Source organism: Lacrimispora amygdalina, from assembly GCF_900205965.1.
Taxonomy (GTDB): domain Bacteria; phylum Bacillota; class Clostridia; order Lachnospirales; family Lachnospiraceae; genus Lacrimispora; species Lacrimispora amygdalina_A.
On the sequence record NZ_OAOF01000002.1, the window covers coordinates 252,675 to 276,027 of the forward strand.

Annotated in this window: 24 protein-coding genes; 2 read left to right on the forward strand and 22 right to left on the reverse strand. The window is 39.8% G+C overall.

All coding sequences use genetic code 11. The features are described from left to right. Positions 1 to 2 precede the first annotated feature (2 nt). The 21 genes from CRO04_RS03900 to CRO04_RS04000 form a co-directional block, all read right to left on the reverse strand. Entirely contained in the window at positions 3 to 1,208 is a 1,206-nt protein-coding gene (locus tag CRO04_RS03900; protein WP_097002917.1) for a glycosyltransferase family 4 protein, read from the reverse strand. Beyond that, a complete protein-coding gene (locus CRO04_RS03905) occupies positions 1,205 to 2,242 on the reverse strand; it encodes a Coenzyme F420 hydrogenase/dehydrogenase, beta subunit C-terminal domain (RefSeq protein WP_097002918.1) in 1,038 nt (345 codons plus the stop codon). Before CRO04_RS03905 ends, CRO04_RS03900 begins: the two co-directional genes overlap by 4 nt. 16 nt (positions 2,243 to 2,258) lie before the next feature. Continuing rightward, positions 2,259 to 3,389, reverse strand: coding sequence for a polysaccharide pyruvyl transferase family protein (locus tag CRO04_RS03910; RefSeq protein ID WP_166432461.1), 1,131 nt, complete (start codon positions 3,387 to 3,389; stop codon positions 2,259 to 2,261). Positions 3,390 to 3,399: 10 nt separating this feature from the next. Continuing rightward, positions 3,400 to 4,494, reverse strand: coding sequence for a glycosyltransferase (locus CRO04_RS03915; protein ID WP_097002920.1), 1,095 nt, complete (start codon positions 4,492 to 4,494; stop codon positions 3,400 to 3,402). 14 nt (positions 4,495 to 4,508) lie between these two features. After that, on the reverse strand, positions 4,509 to 5,666 hold the full coding sequence (locus CRO04_RS03920; RefSeq protein WP_166432462.1) for a Coenzyme F420 hydrogenase/dehydrogenase, beta subunit C-terminal domain: 1,158 nt from the start codon (positions 5,664 to 5,666) through the stop codon (positions 4,509 to 4,511). Continuing rightward, positions 5,659 to 6,804: a polysaccharide pyruvyl transferase family protein gene (locus CRO04_RS03925; RefSeq protein WP_097002922.1), complete on the reverse strand. Its 1,146-nt coding sequence runs from the start codon at positions 6,802 to 6,804 to the stop codon at positions 5,659 to 5,661. Before CRO04_RS03925 ends, CRO04_RS03920 begins: the two co-directional genes overlap by 8 nt. Next, on the reverse strand, positions 6,792 to 7,319 hold the full coding sequence (locus CRO04_RS03930; protein ID WP_097002923.1) for a glycosyltransferase: 528 nt from the start codon (positions 7,317 to 7,319) through the stop codon (positions 6,792 to 6,794). Before CRO04_RS03930 ends, CRO04_RS03925 begins: the two co-directional genes overlap by 13 nt. A 21-nt stretch (positions 7,320 to 7,340) precedes the next feature. Next, the gene (pssD, locus tag CRO04_RS03935; RefSeq protein WP_097003097.1) at positions 7,341 to 7,790 is read right to left on the reverse strand and encodes a PssD/Cps14F family polysaccharide biosynthesis glycosyltransferase; all 450 of its coding nucleotides are present in this window, start codon (positions 7,788 to 7,790) and stop codon (positions 7,341 to 7,343) included. 36 nt (positions 7,791 to 7,826) lie between these two features. Further along, positions 7,827 to 9,068: a nucleotide sugar dehydrogenase gene (locus CRO04_RS03940; protein WP_097002924.1), complete on the reverse strand. Its 1,242-nt coding sequence runs from the start codon at positions 9,066 to 9,068 to the stop codon at positions 7,827 to 7,829. A gap of 28 nt (positions 9,069 to 9,096) precedes the next feature. After that, a complete protein-coding gene (locus CRO04_RS03945) occupies positions 9,097 to 10,065 on the reverse strand; it encodes a nucleotidyltransferase family protein (RefSeq protein ID WP_097003098.1) in 969 nt (322 codons plus the stop codon). 18 nt (positions 10,066 to 10,083) lie between these two features. Next, positions 10,084 to 11,520: a sugar transferase gene (locus CRO04_RS03950; protein ID WP_097002925.1), complete on the reverse strand. Its 1,437-nt coding sequence runs from the start codon at positions 11,518 to 11,520 to the stop codon at positions 10,084 to 10,086. Beyond that, positions 11,510 to 11,755, reverse strand: a complete 246-nt coding sequence (locus CRO04_RS03955; RefSeq protein ID WP_097002926.1) for a hypothetical protein — start codon at positions 11,753 to 11,755, stop codon at positions 11,510 to 11,512. The genes CRO04_RS03950 and CRO04_RS03955 overlap by 11 nt, the downstream gene beginning before the upstream one ends. A 29-nt stretch (positions 11,756 to 11,784) precedes the next feature. After that, positions 11,785 to 12,486: a CpsD/CapB family tyrosine-protein kinase gene (locus CRO04_RS03960; protein WP_097002927.1), complete on the reverse strand. Its 702-nt coding sequence runs from the start codon at positions 12,484 to 12,486 to the stop codon at positions 11,785 to 11,787. Further along, positions 12,440 to 13,225: a YveK family protein gene (locus CRO04_RS03965; RefSeq protein WP_097002928.1), complete on the reverse strand. Its 786-nt coding sequence runs from the start codon at positions 13,223 to 13,225 to the stop codon at positions 12,440 to 12,442. The genes CRO04_RS03960 and CRO04_RS03965 overlap by 47 nt, the downstream gene beginning before the upstream one ends. After that, a complete protein-coding gene (locus tag CRO04_RS03970; RefSeq protein WP_097002929.1) occupies positions 13,212 to 13,949 on the reverse strand; it encodes a CpsB/CapC family capsule biosynthesis tyrosine phosphatase in 738 nt (245 codons plus the stop codon). The genes CRO04_RS03965 and CRO04_RS03970 overlap by 14 nt, the downstream gene beginning before the upstream one ends. A gap of 300 nt (positions 13,950 to 14,249) precedes the next feature. Next, positions 14,250 to 15,155, reverse strand: coding sequence for a tyrosine-type recombinase/integrase (locus CRO04_RS03975; protein WP_097002930.1), 906 nt, complete (start codon positions 15,153 to 15,155; stop codon positions 14,250 to 14,252). 232 nt (positions 15,156 to 15,387) lie between these two features. Beyond that, positions 15,388 to 15,837: a hypothetical protein gene (locus tag CRO04_RS03980; protein ID WP_097002931.1), complete on the reverse strand. Its 450-nt coding sequence runs from the start codon at positions 15,835 to 15,837 to the stop codon at positions 15,388 to 15,390. Between the two features lie 91 nt (positions 15,838 to 15,928). Further along, positions 15,929 to 16,633 carry a DUF4367 domain-containing protein gene (locus CRO04_RS03985; RefSeq protein WP_097002932.1) on the reverse strand — a complete coding sequence of 235 codons (705 nt, stop codon included), beginning with the start codon at positions 16,631 to 16,633 and terminating at the stop codon, positions 15,929 to 15,931. Then, positions 16,623 to 17,177, reverse strand: coding sequence for an RNA polymerase sigma factor (locus CRO04_RS03990; protein WP_097002933.1), 555 nt, complete (start codon positions 17,175 to 17,177; stop codon positions 16,623 to 16,625). The genes CRO04_RS03985 and CRO04_RS03990 overlap by 11 nt, the downstream gene beginning before the upstream one ends. Positions 17,178 to 17,395: 218 nt before the next feature. Continuing rightward, positions 17,396 to 19,819 carry a flavocytochrome c gene (locus CRO04_RS03995; RefSeq protein ID WP_097002934.1) on the reverse strand — a complete coding sequence of 808 codons (2,424 nt, stop codon included), beginning with the start codon at positions 19,817 to 19,819 and terminating at the stop codon, positions 17,396 to 17,398. Positions 19,820 to 19,833: 14 nt separating this feature from the next. Next, a complete protein-coding gene (locus CRO04_RS04000) occupies positions 19,834 to 20,433 on the reverse strand; it encodes an NADPH-dependent FMN reductase (RefSeq protein ID WP_097002935.1) in 600 nt (199 codons plus the stop codon). Positions 20,434 to 20,600: 167 nt separating this feature from the next. Between CRO04_RS04000 and CRO04_RS04005 the strand changes: the two genes are divergently transcribed. Next, positions 20,601 to 21,533, forward strand: a complete 933-nt coding sequence (locus CRO04_RS04005; protein WP_097002936.1) for a LysR family transcriptional regulator — start codon at positions 20,601 to 20,603, stop codon at positions 21,531 to 21,533. A 1-nt stretch (position 21,534) separates the two neighbouring features. Beyond that, on the forward strand, positions 21,535 to 22,473 hold the full coding sequence (locus CRO04_RS04010; RefSeq protein ID WP_097002937.1) for an FAD:protein FMN transferase: 939 nt from the start codon (positions 21,535 to 21,537) through the stop codon (positions 22,471 to 22,473). A gap of 54 nt (positions 22,474 to 22,527) precedes the next feature. On the opposite strand, the gene larE is transcribed toward CRO04_RS04010, so the two are convergent. Next, positions 22,528 to 23,349 carry an ATP-dependent sacrificial sulfur transferase LarE gene (gene larE, locus CRO04_RS04015; protein ID WP_097002938.1) on the reverse strand — a complete coding sequence of 274 codons (822 nt, stop codon included), beginning with the start codon at positions 23,347 to 23,349 and terminating at the stop codon, positions 22,528 to 22,530. Positions 23,350 to 23,353 lie beyond the last annotated feature (4 nt).

Sequence of the window (23,353 nt, forward strand, 5' to 3'; positions counted from 1 at the left end):
TCTCACCGCCTTAAAATCTCATGATATACCTGTTCAAATTTATCTATCTGCCGGTCTATATTATATATATCAATGGTCTGCAGTATGGAATTAAAATACTTTTTATAACGGCTGCGTTCTGCCATATGATCCATTAATCCTGCCAATTGAACGGCATTACCAGCTTCGTAAGTTTCTCCGCCATGTGTATTTTCTATAATCTCAGGCATTCCGCCGCATCGGCCCGCAATCACCGGCAAACCGTATTTATTTCCCTCTATCAGTACCCGGCCAAACGGCTCCGGCCATACAGATGGAACAATCAGGACATCGCTTTCTTTATATTTTTCCGCAAGCCTTTCATTGTCAAGCTTCCCGCAGAATACAATGCGGGGATTTTGAGCAGCACATTTTTTCACATATTCCTCCATTTCCCCATTTCCGCAGATAAAGAGCTCACAATCTTTGTACTGCATGCTTTCAAAAGCGCGGATCATATGTTCAATGCCTTTAAAATACACAAGACGTCCTGCATACATAAACTTAATGTGCGCTGATGTACGGTTTCGCTTTTCTTTCATAATTGCTTCTGTCTCATTGTGATTTATGGCCACACTGTTAAAAATGCATTTCTTTACTCCAGCACGTTTAAAACAGCCGGCTGCAAGAGAGGTATCAAGGGTATATCTGGAAGGAGCGGTAACACAGGAAACAAATTCTGTAAAGGTACGCATATAGATCCTGTGTATCAGCCGTATGAAAGGATTAGCTTTATGCCCGTACTGAACAGGAGATACAACTGCGATGTCCCTGATGGTATGAACAATGGGAATTTTATTTTCATATGCAGCTTTCCAGATCAGGTACGACATCCCATAAATGGTATTGGTATGAACAATATCCGGTTTAAATTCATTGCAGACAAATTCAAAATCTCTCCTGCACTTCACATTGCAATAGCAGAGTAACTTTTGATGAATTTTTTCAAATTTACCGACATTTTTTTTATCATAGCTAAACCGGTATAAATTAAAATCATTGGCTGTAAACCGGTATATTTTAACACCATGATGCATAGCTGTTTCAATATTCCCATCTCGTGAATCCACGCTGTAAATTCCAACCTCATGCCCTTTTTTTACAAGCCCCTCCGCCAGTAATTTAACGCTTTGCTCTGCCCCGCCCTGCATATTAGGATAATAAAATGTATTTACAATCAGAATCCTCATCGTACGTTCCTGTCCCTTCGTTTCTTTCGATACAAATGTATGAAAGGAGTCTTTCTTACAACCTTTTTGATCAGAAAAACCACTTTATATTTCATTCCATAATTTATATACTTCTTTATGATGGCTTCAAAACCAATCTGATCGTAATCGTTCCAGAATTCATCATAGAGCTGCGGTTTTTCTGTCTGCCTGCTGAGATTATGCTGGTATTTCCTGTAATCCTGGCTTTTCACCTCTTCCAATAACATTTCCTGGTTCGTACGAACCATATCTGATAAGCCCTTTACTAATTCCATCCCTTTTTCTGTATTGACCAATATAAGAGAAACGCCGTGTTTCCATGGTATTGCAGTGTTCATGGTTTCAATTCCCCAGAAATCCCCCAAAGTAATGTCACCTGGTCTGTCCATGTTAGAAAAAGGACAGGAAAAGCAGGCTTTAGCCGTGATATAACCGGTCATATGCAGACGGGAGAATACAGACAGTAAAGCCGTATTCTTTAATACCACCCCATTGTCAAAACATGCACGGGCCGGGTATGCCTTCCAGCCCTCCGGCTTATAACGAAAGGAATATTCTTTTAGTCCTGCATGAACCTTTTTTTCCATCCAGTCTTTATAATCGTCCCATACACGGGTTTTGGGTGTTCCATGACAAATCAAATCAACCGTAAAAAGCTGGTCTTTTGTAATTCCTTCCCTGTCAATATACTTTTTAAGCGCCGCAACCTGGCACGGAGTGCCGGAAAACAATACAAAACAGCCATTTTTCAATTGACTGGCAATCTCAGAGTAACAATTTTTACAGTCACTTTTCACATATTTAGAGCCTTGAAAAATACTGCATTCTTCTGCAGATGCAACACTCGTGTGCCGCACTTTCATACTGCCTGTCAGTTCAGCGCCGTAAATATATTTTTTACAGTTCTTATGTAATTCCTCAAACGCATGGCACAGCCCTATAAATGCACCGCCGGAAGTACTTCTCATCACTTGTGCATCTGTATTTTTAAATGCATATACCTGTTTTTTCATCAGTCACCACCAGCAATCATGCCATTCCTAACGCCTTTTTCAAATAATCTTTTGATTTCATTCTATTTTCCATGATAATATCGTCCACCATGTCCCAGTCTATGGCTCCCTTACTTAATATCTCTCTCACTGTCCCATTATCTTCAAGCATTCTTGATGATATATGAAGCATATTCTGCAAATCGGTTAACCGGTTCATCTGGTGTGCACCGATTTTTGGAAACAGATAAAATTTTCTGTGATACAGACAGCTGAAAATCATACAGTGGAATGAATCTGTAAATACAGCATCCGCATACCGGATCACACTGATAAAGTCAGAAGGGGACGCATCCCAGTATTTTATATCACCAAATTTTCTATCATATCGATTGATATGTTCATGATCCAGAAAAGGCATTGTTACTATTTTCAAATTGATAAAACGAGCATACATTTCGATTAATTTTCGCTGCTGCTTTGTTCCTCTTAATAAATAGACAAAAATATACCTCTCTTTAAAACGCCTGGGCGGACAGAGCTTATCCCAAACAGTGCGGTCCACCAGAAGCGTGGGATCTAAAACGGTTTCACAGTCTTTAGTTCCAAGAATGGAAGAGATCAAATTGCGTCCACTTTCCTCTCTGCAGGAGACTGCATGAAATGTATTTAAATTGTCTCTGATCATCTTTCTCTGTTCTTTTGTAACCTGGTCAATGCCGATGCTGGGTGCGTATGCAATTTTTAATTTTCCAGGCTTTACAAATGTCAGCCAGTAAATACTGTCTAAAGAAGTCAGTTCGGGATTCCAGATCTGGTCACTGCCGCAGATAAACCCATCGTAACTATCATTAGCCGAATCAATAGAATTCACCTTATACCGCTTATTGGATATCTTAAGCTTCTCATCCACAAACTTCTGTAATTCCCGGTTACGGTCCCTTAACCTTTTTGTACCAAATTTCCACACAATCCTGTGAATCGTTTTTTTGATACCAAAGTTCTTGATTTTATGGTAAAAATTATCGATAGAGGCGACTTTCCCGCTATACTGGTTCAGAATTTCATAATCAATATTGTCGAATTCATTCATTACATGTTGCAGAGCATATGCCTGCAGTACAGAACCATAGTTGTTCCTCCACCAAGTTAAACCTGCTATTTTCACGGCAACCTCCTTATGTTCCTGCATGTGAAATATCCAAATAGATATGAACTAATTGTCTTATATTTTCATTTAAATCATAGGATTTTTGTTTTAACGTCTGTATGCAAAGCTCACTATCTCTGCATCTGTTTTGTTCTCTGTTTTTTATATCCTCAATTGCATGGCACCAGGGTGACATGTTTCCTAACGGCAGATACTTAATTAATCCCATATCTGCTTCCTTTGGCACCGCATCTGAAGCAATGCATGGCAGTCCCCCGGCCTGTGCCTCTAAAAGCACCATTCCCAGCCCTTCCCACTTAGAAGGAAAAACAAAGCAGTCCATGGCATCTAACAGATTTTCCACATTCTTATGCTCGCCCAGCAGCATGACATGTTCCTCCAGTCCCAGATCTGAAATTAATTGTTCCAGATCTGGACGTAATGCTCCTTCTCCGATGCAAATCAGCTTACTATCCGGCGCATGGTCATGAAATTTCTTAAAAACTCTCACGAGGTACTCATGATTTTTCTGTTCATTAATCCGGCCTATATGCCCGATTATAAATTGATTTTCCAACCCCAGCTCTTTTCTGTATAGATTTCTTTTTAACTCATCAAAACAAAACACTTCCGTATCAATGGCATTATTTAAAACAGTATAAGATCTGCCTTTGTACAGCCAGTTCCCCGCTTCTTCACTGCAGGCAAGTCTGATTGTGCTTAATCTGTAAAACAACGGAAGCAGCAGACTGTTTAACAGAGGATTGCTGCAGGTTGTGTTATGACAATGCACAATCCGATTTTCAATCCCGCAGTTCTTTGCTAATACAAGTTCAGGCAGCATCATGGCACTGTTTCCATGAATATGAACGCAGTCAAAATGGCCGTTTTTTAAAAGCAGCTTCAATTGTTTAAAATATATCCTGGAATCAGCCCTTCTGCTGGCCAGCCTGTAATAAACAAGACCGGCTTGTTTCATTTCTTCCTCCAGTTCGGGATGAAGATCAAATACCGCATATTGGATTTCCAGCCCCGGACTGTTGATCCGAAAGCAATAATTTCGAATCACACAGGCAATACCCTGATAGGTAAATGGCGTTGTATTAATAACTAAAACCCGCAAACAGAGCCCTCCTTCTACTTTACACTTTTCAGCATTTGAACAAGCTTTCCAGGCAGAAGTGCTTTCAGTCTTTCCTTCATGCAGATTCCCACCTTTAGATTTTCAATAAATTTTTCGTCCTGGATTCTCTCATAAAAATTATCCCTTCCTGCAGGTCTGACTGTGGGATGCTTAAGGTTCCCCTGCTTTGGAAGAATTACTTCCAGATCGATATCTATTACACTTGCCTGTCCTATCACCTGCTCAAATAATTGATTCCCCTGCATAGAATTGATTAAAACGGCCGAAACACCTGCTGCCGAAGCAAAACCGGGATTACTTTTTTCCACTCCCCAGAAATCCCCCACAGTAATATCACCGACCCGGTCTATACTGGCATAGCTGCATTCATAGCAGCACTCCCTGTAACAATCTCCATTTATAAAGTGCTTTCCATATTTATCGAGAGTAAGGAGGTTTGTCTTAGTTTTGCTCTTTGTCTTTAATAGATACTGGGTACCCCATCCCCGTTTTTCTTTTGATCGGAAATTATAATACTCCAGATTCTCTCCCAGCCTTTTCTCCTGATACTTAAAATACTTTCTTAAAAATTCCGGGGAAGGGACCCCATGGCAGATCAGATCCAGAGTAAACAGATTCTCATAGGATCTGCCTCCCAGATACTGATACAACCCGGCAATCTGACAGGGCGTACCTGTAAACAGAATTAATCTTCCCTGATCCAGATCAAGCTTTGCTGATTGATAGCAGTCATTTACATCTGACTGGACATATTTTGATGACTGTAAACGATATAATTCCTCTTCCTTATCCACTTTTATGTGCCTTACTTCCAGTTGTTCCGTATAAGCACATCCATAGACACTGCCTCCCGCACCAATGACAAAACGGGCAAATAAGTCTGAAGCACCCCCGGAAGCGGATTGTAACAAATGCTTTTTATCTTTATTCTTAAGTCCTGATACCCGGATCGGTCTGCGCCCCTGAGGCTTAAAATCAAAAACCGGACATCTCCTTAAGCACAGATTGCATCCCGTGCATCGCGTCTCATCTACGCACGGATATAAAAACCCTTCCTGATCCGGCCTGAAACGTATACATGTCTGAGGGCAGGACTGTTCACAGCTTCTGCAGCCAACACACGCCTTCCCGATTTTCATTATATTATCCATGCCTGTCCTCACCATAGCAGCCGGTCTGCTTTTTCAGATAATCCAGGGTTTTCAACCGCTCCTCATTTATAATCCTATCCACTGCTGTATAATCAATTGCTTTTTCCAAAACTGTCTCAATCTCATTGGCAGCATTTGCCACCCGGTCAGAAAGTCCGGTCCTCTCAAGCAGATCACTTAGCTTTTCCTCATTTCCGTAAGAATTACCTTTACTCTTACAGATAATCGTTACAAATTTTCGTTTTGTAATCATGGAGAATATGGTTCCATGAAAGGTATCTGTAATAACAGCTTCCGCATTCTGAAAATATGCCAGCACCTCAAACGGGGAACAATCGATGAAATGATCCGCACATCTGTGTATTCCGCCAATGGAATAAACACGCAGCCCTTTCTTTTTTGCATAAGCCAAAATCCAGTCATTGATTTCTCCTGAGATTCTACCGGAATATGCGTAAAGAATCAGGTACCGTTCCTTTGTCTTTATCTGGGGAATCAGCCTGCACTCCCCTATGTAGTCGTATGCCAGAACAGGATCCAGATGATATTCCGGTTTTAAACCCGATAATTCACTTACAATCATGCCTGAGTTTTTGTCACGAACCGATATCCCATCAAACCTCTTTAAAAACCAGCCGATTTCCTGATCCTTGTGGTACTGTTTTAATTTTTCCATTGTTGTATTTCCAAAAGATGCTGCATAGGTCAATAATTTTTTTGCCCTATGGTTTTTTCCAAACAATTCTAAAGAATAACCAACATTGGGATTGGACTGAATACAATTAAAAACCTCATCACTGCCAATCACCAGTGCATCTAATTCCGGCAGGTAATTCATAACCGGTGTAATTCCAAGAATAGGAAGATACTTTCCGGCAAACTTCTTTTTATATAAAACAAACTGAATCCGATGCTTCCATGATGCATCATACTGAAATGCTTTCAACACTTTTTGGATTTTAAAAAATAAACCCGGCTTTTGAAATTGTGATTTGGCAATTAACGGTTTTTCTATGTGATAATCCACAAACTCCACGTTATGCCCCGATTTTTCCAGAAGCATCTTTAACCCGTAAGCCTGTAAAAAAGAGCCGTAATTAACAATTCTCTGCATGGATAAAATTCCTACTTTTGCCATCGTTTGGTCTCCTGGTCTTTTCGAAGCAATTCCTTAACAAGCAGTTCCATCTGTTTATTGAATGCTCCGTTATTACTCATAATACCTGCCGGTATACTGGAAATTATACTGTCATATCTTACCATCACATCTGCAAGTTCTGAGATATCATATACAGGAATGATGTTTCCGTATCTCTCCTTTACCGCTTTTGTAAACTCGACCTGATGATTGTTTACATGCTCATGGAATTCATATTGCCTCGGCACTACCACCGGAATCTTGCCGATCTGAAGCGGCATAATAAAACTGGCCGGGCCGCCATGGGTGATTACGATTCGTGCACGTTCAACATTCTTCACCATATCGTCATAAGGAAGCAGTTTATGCCATTCACAATACCGGGGTTCATAGGTGCTGTAACCTGTCTGAATGATTACATCTTCCAGAATGATCCCAATTTCTTTTAATCTGTCAATTTCTTTCAGCAGCCGGTTAAATGGCTGTTCATGTGTTCCAACCGTCGCAAAAATCATTCTTCTTCCCCCTGTAACTATTTAAAATATACTCCCCAGGTTAATTGCCTTTTTATATATTTTTTTCATCTCCTCCCACTGGACAATAAATTTATCCGTGATAGGATATACCAGTTTACCAGTTATCGTAGACTTATCAATCCGGTCATAAACCTCAATATAAATCAGCCTTGCCCCGAACAGCTTGCCTATATAGAAAAACGGAACTGCTACAGCTGCTCCCGAAGAGATGATGATATCCGGCTTTTCTTTCCGGATGGTCTGAAAGGCAAGCCGCGTATTAATGAGCAATGCTTTTAAGCTGCGGTTTGTAGGATAATAACAGGATATTATCTTTTCATCCTTTAACAGACTTTTTGCATCGTCTTTATTAAAGGTAACCCAAAACCGCTCTTTGTCCTGCCAAAATGATTTCAGCATATATAGATGAGTCAGATGACCGCCTGATGATCCCACAAGACATATTTTCATAGTTTCGTTTCTCATTTTCCCGCCTCCCGTCTGACATCAGTCTCTTCTATATAAATCTCTTGTATAAACCTTTTCCACTACATCATCCAATACAGAATCATAGCGGTTTGCAATGACTGCATTGCTCATCTTCTTAAATTTGGCCAGGTCATTTACTACCATGCTGCCAAAGAAGATGCTGCCATCTTCAAGCGTCGGCTCGTAAATCACCACTACCGCTCCTTTTGCCCGGATGCGCTTCATGACTCCCTGAATACTGCTTTGACGGAAATTATCAGAATCAGCCTTCATTGTTAACCGGAATACTCCAATCACAACCCGCCTCTCTTTCCCTGCATCAAATCCGGTATTATCTGAGTATGTATAATATCCTGCTTTCAAAAGAACCCTGTCTGCAATAAAGTCTTTCCTCGTTTTGTTTGCTTCCACAATTGCACTCATGAGATTTTGGGGTACGGAGTAGTAATTAGCCAGCAGCTGTTTCGTATCCTTGGGCAGGCAATAACCGCCGTAACCAAAGGAGGGATTATTATAGTAATTGCCGATTCTCGGATCCAGTCCTACTCCCTCTATGATGTCCCGGGTATTCAGTCCCCTCATCTCGGCATAGGTATCTAATTCATTGAAGTAACTGACTCTGAGGGCCAGATATGTATTGGCAAACAGCTTCACGGCTTCCGCTTCCGTCAAATCAGTTAAAAGTATGGGGATGTTGTCTTTGACTGCTCCCTCTGCCAGCAATCCGGCAAAGGATTCTGCCGCTTTCTTAAGTCTTTTGTCACCTTTTGGCGCACCCACAATAATCCGGGAAGGATACAGATTGTCGTAGAGTGCCCGTCCTTCTCTTAAAAACTCAGGACTGAAAATTATATTCTCACAGTTATATTTTTCTCTTATCGATTTTGTATACCCCACAGGAACTGTGGATTTAATCACCATAATTGCATCCGGATTTGTCTTTATGACCAGCTCCACTACTGATTCCACTGAACTGGTATCAAAGTAATTCTTTACCGGATCATAATTGGTGGGAGTGGAGATAATAACGAAATCAGCATCCCTGTATGCAGCAGCTGGGTCTGTTGTCGCTGTTAAATTTAAATTTCCTGCAGCCAGATATTCCTCAATCTCTTTATCTATAATCGGGGATATCCTGTTATTAATGAAAGCAACCTTTTCTTCTAAAATATCTACCGCTTTTACTTCATTGTTCTGAGCCAGTAAAATTGCATTGGATAACCCCACATACCCTGTACCGGCAACTGCTATTTTATACATCTTGTGCACCTCCATTTATCTGGTTTATTTAACTGGATAAATTTCCACCAGCCCGGTTATTCCAGAACCACCTCATTGTTTGATACAGATCTGCACTGTACTGACCTTCCTCTATCAGACGAGAGATCTGATTTCTCACCTCTTCTTTATCTTCCTGGTAGGTAACACCAAACCATTTGTCATTGGTTTTTAAAACCGCCACCTTCGCCTTTCCCCGTTTTATCAGGTCATCCATAAGTACTGGAAGTAAATACTCTTTCTTTTTTTCACCATCATTCATGCTTTTTAGGAAATCAACAAATCCCGCTTCCAGATCTGTAAAAACTCCGGGAGTCACCCCCCACATATTCATAGATACCAGATTATCAACAGATAAAATCATCTGTTTCCCGCTTTCATCCTCACCTTTGACCGTTCCGTCTGCCTGCTTCTTAATATGAAATGTTTCAGTCACAGACGACAGATTTCCTCCTTCATCCACTGTGCAGACACCTCTCGTCACCTCACCGTTGGGACTTAACGTATTGCCCAGCATGAAACCTGCCATACAAAAGCTTAAGGGTATTGACTCTTCATGGGTGACCAGATAATCGTGTATTTTAATAAAAGCCTCTTTACCGTAATAATCATCCGCATTAATTATTACAAACGGCTCCTTCAAGATTCCTTTGCACACCAATACTGCCTGTCCTGTCCCCCATGGTTTTTCTCTTCCTTCCGGCAGGAAAAACCCCTCCGGCAAATCGTCAAGTTCCTGAAAAACATATTCTACAGGTGCCAGTTTCTCAATTCTTTTGCCAATTACCTCCTTAAATTCTTTTTCAATATTTTTCCGGATAATAAAAACAATTTTATTAAAGCCGGCTTCCAAAGCATCAAAAATGGAATAATCCATAATGATTTCTCCGTTTGGTCCAACGGTTTCCAGCTGCTTGATTCCGTTTCCATACCTGCTTCCGATTCCTGCTGCCATAATTACAACTGCTGTATCTCTCATTTTTTCCCTTCTTTCCATTTATTCAGCTCCCTTGTGAAGCAAAACTACGATTACTGTCTGACAAAGTATCCGTAAATCTGACCAGATGGACCAGTTGTCAATATAGTTTAAATCCAGGCTTACTACCTCTTCAAAATCCTGAATATTGCTTCTGCCGGTCACCTGCCACAAGCCGGTAATTCCCGGTTTCAGGCTCAGCCTGCGTTTATGGTGTTCCTCATACTTCACAAATTCATCTATAGTGGGCGGTCTGGTCCCGACCAGGCTCATATCCCCTTTCAGAACGTTAAAAAACTGGGGAAACTCATCAATGCTGGTTTTTCTGATAAACTTACCTACCTTTGTAATTCTTGGGTCATCTTTTAGTTTGAACATGAGACCATTCATCTGGTTTTTGCTCATCAGTTCCTTTTTTCTTTCTTCTGCATCCATATACATGGACCGGAACTTATAAATTGAGAAGAGCCTTCCGTTTCTCCCTACCCTGGTCTGCTTAAATATGACCGGTCCAGGCGATTCCATATAGATAGCAGGCACAACGAAAATCCCCAAAATTATTGTAAAAAATATTCCGGCCGCACCGCCCAGGATATCCACAAAACGTTTCAGAAACAATTCCGTTGGTTCAAATACCCTGGCACAATAGGTAAGGACCCGTTCTCCTCCAAAATAATTAATTACCTTTTCTCTTTCACTCAGACCAAATGTATTTACAGTTACATGCGCAACAATTCCAAGTGTTTCAAGGCGGCAGATTAAATTGTTTAAGTACATCCTGCTGTTCTCCGGTATACTAATCAAAGCCTCATCCACTACCTGCTTTTTTAAAAACTCTGCAACACTATCCGGACTGATATCCATATAATTTCCATTCTCATCCTTTTTCACCAGATAGAGCTTTGTCTTTGGTTCTTCTTTAGTGTTCTGGTCCGCCTCCACAATAACTAAAGCCACAACATCGCAGTCATATGGCATTGAATTTACATACTGATTCATCACCTTTAACTCATTGCTTCTATTTGCATAAATCAGCAGCTTTTTTCGGTTTTCCGGCTTATGGTAATGGGAAATCAGTAAATATCTGCAGTAAAGTCTTCCAAGAACCATGCAAAAATAATTGAAGAAGAAAAATAACAGGTAAAAAGCCCTTGAAGACCGCCCCCCCAGCTTTGAAAGATACAAGATGAACGCCAGTACAAGGGCTATGTACATATTGATCAGAAAAATATTTTTCAGTTCATTCCACAGGGAACGTTCCATAAGAGGCTTACCGGACTGGTAAAACATGACCACAGTTAAATATGCAAAAGTTACATAAACTGCGCCATACCAGCGCCCGATTATAAATTCTGCTGACTGCAGGGAAGCAAATTTTGCAAGCATTGCCAGAACGTAGGAACATACAATGGCTGCAAAATCTATCAATACATAAAATATCCGGTTTTTACTCAGCATGTGTCCACCGTCCCATCTTCCTGGTTCCGTTCACCGACTTTCCTTTCCCCCACAAAAGCAGCAGCGCATAACTTCCAATGATAAGAAGAACTTCACATGCAAGAATATCCCAGTGGTACTCAGACTGAACCAATATCTGCTGAGGCTTTATTTTGCTGTAAATCTGAAATGCTGACCAGGCCATTACACCTATAACCACAGCTACTATGATCCAGTATCTGATCTTTCTGCCCATAAGCTCACCCTCCTTAATCAATCGTGTTATTATTCATTCTCCTGGTGTTCATCCTCGTATTTTCCGTACTTTTTGTATTTACCATAGTACCTGCCGCTCTCCATATCCACATTATTCAAAATCACTCCAAGAATACGGCATCCGCTTTTCTCCAGCTGTTTTTTTATCTTCTGTTCCACGCGGTAGCTGACTTTTCCGCTTTCAATAACAAGTACTGCACCGTCACAGTGGTTGGCGATGATGGCTCCGTCAATTAAATTCAGCATGGGAGGTGTGTCAATGATAATATAGTCATATTCTGCTCTTGCTGCCTCAATCAGCAGAGAAAACACAGGTTCCTCCAAAAGCTCTGCCGGATTAGGAGAATAAGGTCCGGAAAATATAATATTTAAGTTTTTCAAATTTGTTTCATATATAATCTCTTCTTTATTTTTCTGTCCGCTGAGAAATTGGGATAATCCATTCACCTCCTTATCTAGCTGATATCTGGAAACCATAACCGATTTTCTGATATCTGCATCAATTAAAAGAACATTCTTACCAATTTGAGCCAGAGAAGATGCCAGGGAAAAAGTCATACTGGATTTCCCTTCATTTGGAAATGCACTTTCCAGCATAATGACCTTTATATTACTGCCGCAAAATTGGATGTTGGTTCTTAAAGTCTTAATCGCTTCCTCAAAGTTATAATTTCCTTTCTTTAGATTTGCCAGGTTTACTGAATTTCTCATGTTTACTTATCCCCTTCTTCCAGAATTTTTTAGTTTTTTTGTCAGCAGAACCTTCCCGGTTAGGAACAACAGCAAGTACTGTCAGCCCCAGATAACGTTCCGCATCCTCTTCGGTACGAATGGTATCATCTATGAGTACTCCTGCTGTCAGCAACGCTAAAACAAAAAACATACCGGCTGCAGCCCCAATCATGGCATTTTTTTTGTTATCAGGTCCTGTCTTGACCGATGGTACTTCTCCTTCTTCAAAAATTTTTGGCTGCACCATTTCCATCATGTCACCAATATAATCTGATGCAGCCATTGCAATCTCATCTACGATTTTTTTTGCCTGTTCTGGATCTGTATCCTGGACTGCCAGTGTCAGTATGCGGGTGTCTGTCGGATTGGTTACACTGATTTTTTTCTTTAAATCTTTATAAGACATGTCAAGTCCCAGTGAATTTACTACCTTTTCCATTACCGGACGGCTGGTTATCATGATTTTATAGTCCTTTGTCAGCTGTGTACCAACCTGTAAATCAGCCAGTGAAGTCATTGAAGATTCCTTTGAAAGGACATAGAGCATAGCCGTAGATGTATATTGGGGCGTTAAAACATATCTGCTGTAAGCTCCTGCACCAACGCCTGATATGAAGGTTATAAGAAGAATCAGCCACAGCTTCCCCTTTAATTTGTAAAACAATTCCAATAAATCAATTTGAATTTCCTGGTTATCATCCATGTTATTTGTTCTCATTTTTACTCCTGTTATTATTCTTTTTTTTCAGTATATTCAGGGCGTAATTACCTGTCAGATTTTGATACATTTCCAGACTGCAGCTTTTTTTAATCCATACCAATGCTTTCTCTATCTCAGGTGTCCTTTCATTCATGTGATGCATATCGGTTCCCAGCATATGTATATTCCCATACCGTATCTGAAGCCTGCACCAGCGGACCTGTCTGTTAAAACGGCTTCCGGCAATGCTGCAATAATTCATCTGCATGATACATCCGGAATTGATCAGTTCTTTCACCCTTCCTTTCTCGCGCAGACAAGTGTAACGCTCCATATGGGCAAGTATGGGAATATAACGGGCTAATATTATTTTCCGAAGACTCTGGAACATTCTGGAGTAGGGAACCAAAGGCGGAAACTCGATCAACACATAATGACTCCCGCACATGGTAAGCGCCCTTCTTTCTTTCAGATCCTGCAGAATATCTTCACAATACAGAATTTCCTGTCCCAGATATACATTGAAACATTTATGTATTTTACGGGCTTCTCCCTGCAGTTTTCTGCTTAATTCCATAATCTGTTTCGGATCCTGTCCCCTTCTATAATGAGGAGTAACTATAATCTTTCGAATCCCCTGGCTATAAGCCATCTGCAGCATGGCCTTCGCCTCTTCCATATCGGCAGCCCCATCATCCAATCCGGGAAGGACATGCGCATGAATATCAATGATTTCCTGCATCTCATCACTCCTTACTGTTACAATTAATAATCAGCGCTGGTGTTAGTTACAAAAAAACTCTGTTTAAGTAACATAATGTAAATTATGTTACTTAAACAGAGTGAATTTTTTCATATTGGTAGAAAATGGTATGTTTTTAGGTAAATAAAAAAGCATGAATTTAGATTTTCATGCCTTGGCTAATACCATACCTGGTTTTATTACGATTATATACCACATATTACCAATTTTTATAAAAATTTCTAAGTTCTGTCTTGTAATTTATCAGAATATGTATTATATTATGAATGTAGTGATAATTTAATTCGGTATTACTTCACTATTGTAAACATAATTTACATTATGATCTCTAATTTTACTGTAATCATATACCAATCCCAGCTTCGATATAAGCCTCTGATGTTCCTCCCCGGTTGTTGCCGTATAAATGCGGGTGGTTTCAATGCTGGAATGGCCTAAAACTTCCGCCAGACGTAATAAATTCTTTTCCAGACGATAAAAAACAAAGGCAAATAAGTGACGCAGATTGTGAGGAAATACTTTTTTCTCATCTACATTTGCCTTACGACAGAGACCTTTCATTTTTTTCCAGATAATTGTCCGATTAATGGGAGAATTGGTTTTAGAAACAAATATTGGGCCAGCTTCTATTTTCTGTGAAACGCAATATGATTTTAATAATTTAATAAGCTGCTTCGGTATAAATATAACCCTTACTTTACCTTTATTATTGATCTGAGCATATCCGGTTTTCAGTGACTGCACAGTAATAAACTGCAGTTCACTGACTCTTATTCCAGTGCTGCATATGGTCTGCATCAAAAGACTCAGCTGAATATCCCCTGTTTCTCTTGCAGCTAGGATCAGATTCTCATATTCTTTTTTCGTCAGAAAAGTTTCTTTTTTACAAAATAATGTCTTTTGGATTTTAAACTGACGAACTTTACACTCAAACCATCCGGCATATTCCAAAAAACGATTTAAAGCAACTATCATAGAATTCGCACTTGATACCTGATAATTATTCTTTAAGAATTCCTTATATTCGATTACCTTTCTTTTCTCAATCACTTTATCTCCTGATAAGAAATTATAGAACTTCTTTAGATCCCTTTTGTATTTTTCTATTGTTAATTTTGCCTTTTCTTCCTCATATAAATAATCTTCATACTGTTTCATAAGTTCTAGTGTCAATTTTCTCTCCATGTCTTCTCCTTAGGTTGTATTAAAATTATTTTAATCTATACTATATAAACGAATCAGACAGAAATTGATAACACTTTTCCCTATAAACATTTCATAAACTCACCATTAATAAAATATAAATAATTTCTATTCTTTAGCAATTACCATAGAAAAAGCTCCCTTCTGAAAATGAATTATTTATCTAATTCAATCCCAAAAAGAAGCCTTTATTGCACTACCCAAAAACCATTATTTATTTCGCATAATTTTCAAAGTAACCGGATACTGTCTCACCAACTCCATTCCGATATACCGTAGCAGTAATAGTCAGACGATAAGTATAACCTCTTAACACGTAATATCTGCCATCAAAGATCAGTCTGTTGCCTGCTACGTTTAAGTTTTTCCACGTCTTTACAGTGGTGTAGGATCCGTTAGAATTTTTTCTGGACAATACCGCAGTACCAGTTATATTCTTCACGTCTGACCAGCCTTGTACACAGGCGCCGCAAATAGCCTTGCTTCCAGCAAAAGAAAGGTTGATATCAATAGAAGAAGTGCTGGCCCACTGAACTGACGGCTGACCGAAAGTGTTATCCGGCACATTGGAAGAGTTTGTTGAGGCAAACGCATCCCTTCCCATCAGGAAACAGGACATGACGAGACACATAATAAAGGTACTTTTTTTCAATTTTACAAACATATTTTTCCTCCTTTTTTTTATAAAATAATAACCTCTATTATATAAACGTCATAATTAAAAAATGATAACACTTTTTTGAAAAATAATTCAATTATTTTTCCATACTCCTGCCCATTCGGATTAATTCATCAGTATTTATTTTAGATGTCAATTCAAAAACAACATCCCTTGATTTCCATAGAAGTACATTGTAATTGTCATCCTTTACTGTTTTAAATAAAAATGCTGTATTACCAGAAATATCAACTTCTGTATAATTTGTATTTTCATTATCAATCAATGCCGTTCCTTCTTCCGCTTTTCTCTGCTTTAATACAATCTCTGTATCTGATTCATCGGAATATACCAGCAAAGCAGAATTTCCATAAAGTTCCTCAGATATTTTTTTATAGCCTTCCGGCAAATATGTCGGCCTGAAAATATCCATTTGCTGTTCGTCATCTGTAGAATCCTCATACTGGATTTGTGTATAATTTCCAAACTGATTAACAAAAGCATTCAGTATTACATTTCTGGTTGCTTCAACACTGAGCAGTGTGGCAGACGACAGAACAATGATTACAATAAAGCATGCTGCTGTTTTATAGTTACTTTTAATGAAAGACCTTATTTTAGTTTTGATCTTGTGTTTAGAAATTAACTTTTCAATCCGTTTGTCCATCTCCACGGACGTTGGAAATTCTTCATTTAATTCTTTATTGGAGGGCAATGCATCCATTTCATCTTTCAGTGCATCAGATATAGCTGCTTTCAGCAGCGAATCAAACAATTCTTTATTTCTATTTTCACTGGTCACTGTAAACTCCCTCCTTTTCCAATTCCTTCTTCAGAGCTTTACGTGCCCTGCTAAGGCGCATTTTAGCATTCTCCGTACTGATACCCAGTATTTTGCCTATTTCATCAAAAGAACAATCAAATTCTATTTTCAGATATAAAATATCCGAATAACTTTTTTTAAGATTACTAATACAGCATTTTATTTTATCACAGGCTTCCTTAACTGAAAAGTTATCAAAAGCCGGTTCTTCATAACTTAATCCATAATCATCTTCTTCCAATGGTACTATTTGTTTCTTCTTTCGTTTACGGAGCATATCAATCGCAACGTTTCTCACTATAATAACGACGAACCCCCTGGTTTGGTAACAGTCTACTATATTTATTTTTTCCAGATTATCAATTATTTTTATAAATGCTTCTGATACTGCATCTTCCGCAAGATGTACTTCATTTAAAATCGTGTTGGCTATGTAAAGCATTGTTCCGCTGTAAAGTTCATAAATTTCGGTTACTTTATCCCGATCCCGTTCATTTTCAAGCGTCATTATAAAAGCAAGCAACGTTTTTTCCTCCTTGGCATGTAACCATGTATTAGATCTGATATATGAAGTAAATTATACTATACTTTTTATTTTCCAGCCATACCCAAAATCAAACCGGCCCTGGGCTGAACTTCTGCTTCTTTATGGATTAGTTATTATCAAAAAAAGAGCCGATACCCGCATTCATACTTATGCGGGTTATCGTACTCTTTCAGTACTTAAATATTTATTTCAATCTATTTCATTTCATCAACAGCAGTTTTACCGGCAATCCGTCCGAAGGTAAAGATATCCGTTAATGCGTTACCGCCAAGACGGTTACCTGCATGAATACCTCCAGCTACTTCTCCGGCAGCATAAAGATGCTTAATTGGCTGGCCATTTTCGTCTAATACACGGGCGTTTGTATCGATCTTGAGTCCGCCCATGGTATGATGAACGGCTGGCTTCCTGGGGGTTGCATAGAAAGGAGCTTTCTCCACTTTCAGGCTGAATGTATCTTTATGAAACTCCGGATCAAATCCAGCATCTACATAGGAATTATACTTATTAATGGTATCAATAAGTACGGCTGGCTCCATACCGACTTTTACTGCCAGTTCTTCTAAGGTATCGGCTCTGAACAAAGTACCGGCTTCCACCTGACGGTCTAACTTTTCCTGACTTGTATTGGCCGCAGTTTTCTTAATCTCATCATCTGCAATCAGATAGAATAAACCACCCTGGTCAATAGCAGCTTTTGTTAAGACATCACGTCCTGAGAACTCATTTACAAAGCGTCTGCCTTCTTTATTAACAATTACAAAGTTTTCCGGTGGTACCTGGACTCCACTGAACAGCTCTCCCGTGTCCGGATCGGCAACAGGCATCATCTGAGTGAATCCCATACCAGTCAGCGCTGCACCTACTGTTTTACCAAGCTGGATTCCATCTCCTGTCATGGCGAAGGAATTGGTGGTTCTGATATTATCGTCAATATAACTCCAATAGGTGTTATATTCCTTTAACATCTTTGTATTAGCACCAAACCCGCCGCTTGCTAAAACAACTGCTTTGGCACGAACCGTGATCTTCTGGCCATTGACACCAGTTGCTATGACTCCTGCAATCTCACCATCCTCGATGATAAATTCCTTTACAGGACTGTCAGTAATAATCTTTCCTGAGTGCTCCTCAACATATTTTGTAAGGGCAAGAATAAATGCGGTACCATAGCTTTTAACCGGCTTATGGCCACGGCGCCAAAGTGCACCAACCGGGGCAAAGACGATGTTTTTATCATACTCAACACCAATCTCTTCCAGCCATTTTACACTTTCTAAGGCTCTGTCAGTCAGGATCTTCACCAGATCGTACTGTCCGTATATAGAATTGCCATTTAAGTCAGTTCGTTTTCCACCAAAATAAGTCTGCATTCTGTGAAGAAGGGGAGAATCAAATAAATGACCTTTTCCAGTTCCGAATTTTTCCTGGTAATCAGAAAACTCTTTTTTAAGTGCACGGAAATCATCTAAATATTCCGGATGGATCTGGCTCTCATCAGTATCCAGCAGTGACTCAATGGTATGTCTTTCTCCCGGATTTTCATCAAACTTACTCTGCCACTCAGGATCTGCCGCATTAACAGGACCGCCGGAACGTATGGTATTTCCACCTACTGCCGGATATTTTTCAAGTACAATAACACTGGAACCGTTCTGTAATGCAGTTGCAGCCGCACTGAGTCCGGCTCCGCCTCCGCCTACAACTACTACATCACAGGTATATTCTTCATCCTGTCTGTTTCTGCTGCTGGCAGGTTTTGGACGTCTCTTAAGAATATCAGGGTTAACTCCCGCAAGCTTTACTGCTTTGGCAACACCATCGATCACGCCATTGCTGGTTTCTGATGCACCAGAAAGCGCATCTACGTTCAGCGTCTGTCCTTCAATAATTTTATCCGGGATTCTTACAAATACAACATCTGCAATTCCTTCCGTTTCGCCCTTTGTGTCTATATTAATGCTTTCGATACGTTTTTCACTGAAGGATACCTTCATAGGAAGATTTCCGCTGTGACCGATTGCATTTACTTCATATTCACCTGGTGTAAAGCTGAATTCCTCTTCCTCGTTAAGCTGATTTGCAATTTTAGCAAAACGCATAAAGCGTAAGAAGCAGATTTCCAGGAAATCAATGGTTCCCTCATTACTTAAGTTCCCCGCATCATCAAATGCCTTGCTTGCATTTCCCAGTAAAAACTCATATCCTGGCATGACATTGGCATCCACTCCCGGTGCATCCAGAATCTGGCGAAGATGAAGCTGTGCACGGGAGGAACCCTGGGTTCCTAAAGATGCACCAACGATCATTACCGGTTTGCCTGCAAGGGGATGAAGATCAAAGCTCAGCCATTCAATCAGGCTTTTCAGTCCGGATGGAATGGAATGATTATATTCAGGTGTTGCCATAATAACACCGTCACACTCTGTAATCTTATCATTAAACATCTGTAGCACTGCACCGTAGGACTGATTATCTGACTGGTTAAACATGGGAACATCTGTAATCTCAAGTATTTCAATGTCTGCTTTTGATTCAAAATGTTTTTTCATAAACTGAAGGAGTTTACGATTATAAGATTTTTTTGCATTGGTTCCAACAATTGCTATAAATTTCATTGTTAATAATCCTCCTACTCTTGCCAGGTGTATTTTTTTTCTTTTTTACTAAGAGTTTTCTTTTCCAGAAGTTTCACTGTGATCTCTGTAAACAGAACAAATTCCCTGAAAATTTCATCAAGTTCTGAAAGCTTGTCTGCATAAACGAGATTACCTGCAGCATCGAATGCTCCCTGTGATTTTCCTAATAGGAACTCACTGCTTGGCATAATTCTTGCAGCAAGCTCAGGGGAATCAAGGATCTGGCGAAGATGTGCCTGTGCTCTGGAAGAACCAAGGGTACCATGAGATGCTCCTACGATTAAAACAGGCTTATCCGTAAGTGCCTGGGTTGTGTAACTAATCCATTCAAGAGCGCTCTTTAAAACAGCTGGTATGGCATGATCATACTCTGGGGTTGCGATAATTACTCCATCCGCTTTCAATATTTTATCAGATAACTCTGCTACCTTTTCCGGAACATCTGAATCCTCAGTTTCCATAAAAGCGGGTAAATCCTTAATTTCATATAGTTCTATTTCCGCTTCTCCAGCAAAATGCTTTTGCATAAACTGAAGCAGCATACGATTAGTTGACACATCAGAATTCGTGCCTACGATTGCTAAATATTTCATAGTAATCTCCTTCCTGTACATTAAGCTTTCACAGTTAAATTATGTGTTTGATATAACTTTAACATATTATGCACACATTATCTAATAGTAATTTATTGAAGTTTAATAACAAATTTGTTATAATCAAAAACAGACCTTAAAGTTTATCATTCAAAGGAAGGAACGAAATGTCAAAAATCGGCTCTCAGGAGATTCTGTATTATATAGATGCCATATTAAAATACAGCAATTATGGCAAGGCTGCTAAATCCCTTTATATCTCGCAACCATATTTAACCCAGGTCATTAAACGGGTGGAAAGCCAGTTAAACTGTGAACTGATCACCCGCAGCAAGCTGCCATACCGGTTAACCGAGCAGGGAAAGATCTATTATCAATATTTAACTTCATTGGAAAATAACTATGCAAAGCTGCTTCGGGATATATCAGATGTATCAGATATCGACCGGACAGTCATAAAGATAGGCGTTCTGCCCAGCCTGGGCACCTACCTTTTACCTCTTTTTTTACCAGATTTTCTGGACAAGCATCCAAACTGCAGAATCGAACTTACAGAAGTTTTACCTGAAAAATGTGAGAGACTCACTCAAAATAATGAATTGGATTTTTGGATTGGACAAAATTCCAGGAATATTTCACCAAATTTAAACTCAGTGAGCTGGGGCAGACACAGATACCGGGCAGTGATCCCCCGGTGCTGCGATCTTTATCAGAATGATACAGCCATTATAGAGGAAGGCTCCATTGATATAAGTAAAATATTATGTCAAAAGCTGGTTTTGACTTCCAAGGGCTCTGCTATCAGAAAACAAATCGACCAATTATTAAACGTGTATAAGGTGGAACCCAATATCATAATGGAAAGCACAGAGATAAATACCATACTAAAACTTGCCACCAGCAATATGGGACTGACCATTATACCAGAAAGTGTCTATGTGAAAGAATGCCCCTCTGAGTACAATATATATCCAATCCCCATCGATGAGTTGAGCTTAGATTATTTTATCGCATATCACAGTGAACGGACACTGACTGATATTGATAACGACTTATTAGATGCTTTCCTAACCCATGCAGAAAATGTTACAGGAGACTGAAATGACTGAAAGTACGAAAATTATATATCTGATGGGAACAAAGATCTCCCTCTATTTAAAGGCAAAAGGCGCTGATCTGCTGGTAAGCAATGCAGAAGACATGCTGATTCGCTATAATGAAATTTTTAGTGCCAATAGTGAACATTCTCAGCTTGCCTTATTAAAAAAAGCGGCTGCATTTGCTCCGCAAAAGGTGGATGAAGAGCTGTATGAACTGATAAAAATAGGAAAAGCCCATAGTCTATGCAAAAATTCATATTTAAATATCGCAATAGGTCCCTTAATCAAGTTATGGAGAATCGGTTTTGCTGAGGCACATATACCGGATAAAGAAGCAATCGGGAACGTTCTTGAGCTTTTAAAACCTGAAAATATACAGCTGGACGACGATAATAAAACTGTCTATTTCTTAAAAAAGGGCATGGAGATCGATCTTGGAGCCATAGCAAAGGGATATTTTGCTGATAAAGTGATGGAATTCTTTAAGAAAAGCGGAGCTGTCTCTGCAATGGTGGATATGGGTGGCAACGTTCTGGTTTATGGGGAATCCCCCTCCGAAGGCGGTGACTGGAAGGTCGGGATACAAAATCCGTTTTTGCCCAGAGGCAACGTGGCAGCACTTGTGAGCATAAGAGACCAATCCGTTGTAACATCAGGAATCTATGAGCGAGTGCTTGAAAAAGAAGGCAGCAGATACCACCATATCTTTAACAGCCAGACAGGCTTACCAATCGAAAATAATATTGCTTCTTTAACGATTATAGCTGACCGGTCGCTGGACTGCGATATCTATACGACTAAATTTTTTGGATTAGATGCAGCGTCAATTATCCGTAGAGTTAACACAATGAATGATCTGGGTGCCGTTGTCATCACTGTGGATGGAAAACTGGCCTGCACAGATAATCTTATAGAAAAACTTCATCCATTCAGCACATAATCAGTATAGTAAGAATGCGCGGCAATTAAGCCGCGCACTCCTTATCTGATTCCATTATTCAATTCCCACATCCATACTTCCAGACCGGAAGCCTTCTAAATCCAGAGTAATATAGGAAAATCCAAGTTTTTTTAAGTAAGATATTACAGCATCCCTGTCTTTTATAACGCATTCAAACGAAGCCTGGTCGACTTCAATCCGTACAATATCCTTGTGAAGACGAAGCCTTACATTACCGCTGAAACGATTACGGAGGAATTCTTCCCCGTCACCGATTCGTTCCAGAATATCATAATCAATTTCCGTATTATACGGCAGCCGGGTCGCCATGCAGGGAGCGGACGGTCTCTGTGCAACAGAGATTCCATATTCTCCAGCCAGGGCCTTCACCTGCGCTTTCGTAATATGAAGCTCTGCCAGAAGACTGATAATTCCCAGTTCTTTTAATGCCCTGATCCCGGGGCGGTATACATGCATATCATCCTCATTGGTCCCATCCATAATAACTGGAATTTCTCTTTCTCCCGCAAACTCCCTCAGACTCTGAAATAGCTTTTTCTTACATAAATAGCATCTGTTTACCGGATTGAAACGGATTTCCTCCTGCTCCAGTTCATCTACAGTAATTATTTTGTGAATGCCCCCCAGTTCTTTTGCTACTTTGGAAGCGATATCCAGATCACAGGAGGGATGCAGTCTGCTGTCAAAAGTAACTGCATATACTTTTTTCCCTGTCTTTTTCACCGCTTCTGCTGCCGCCTTTAACAACAGACTGGAATCAACCCCGCCGGAAAACGCAAGACAGATATCCTCCCTGGCAAATTCCGCCATCGCCAGCTCAAGTTTTGCTTTGAGATTCTGCAAATTTACATCCATGTGA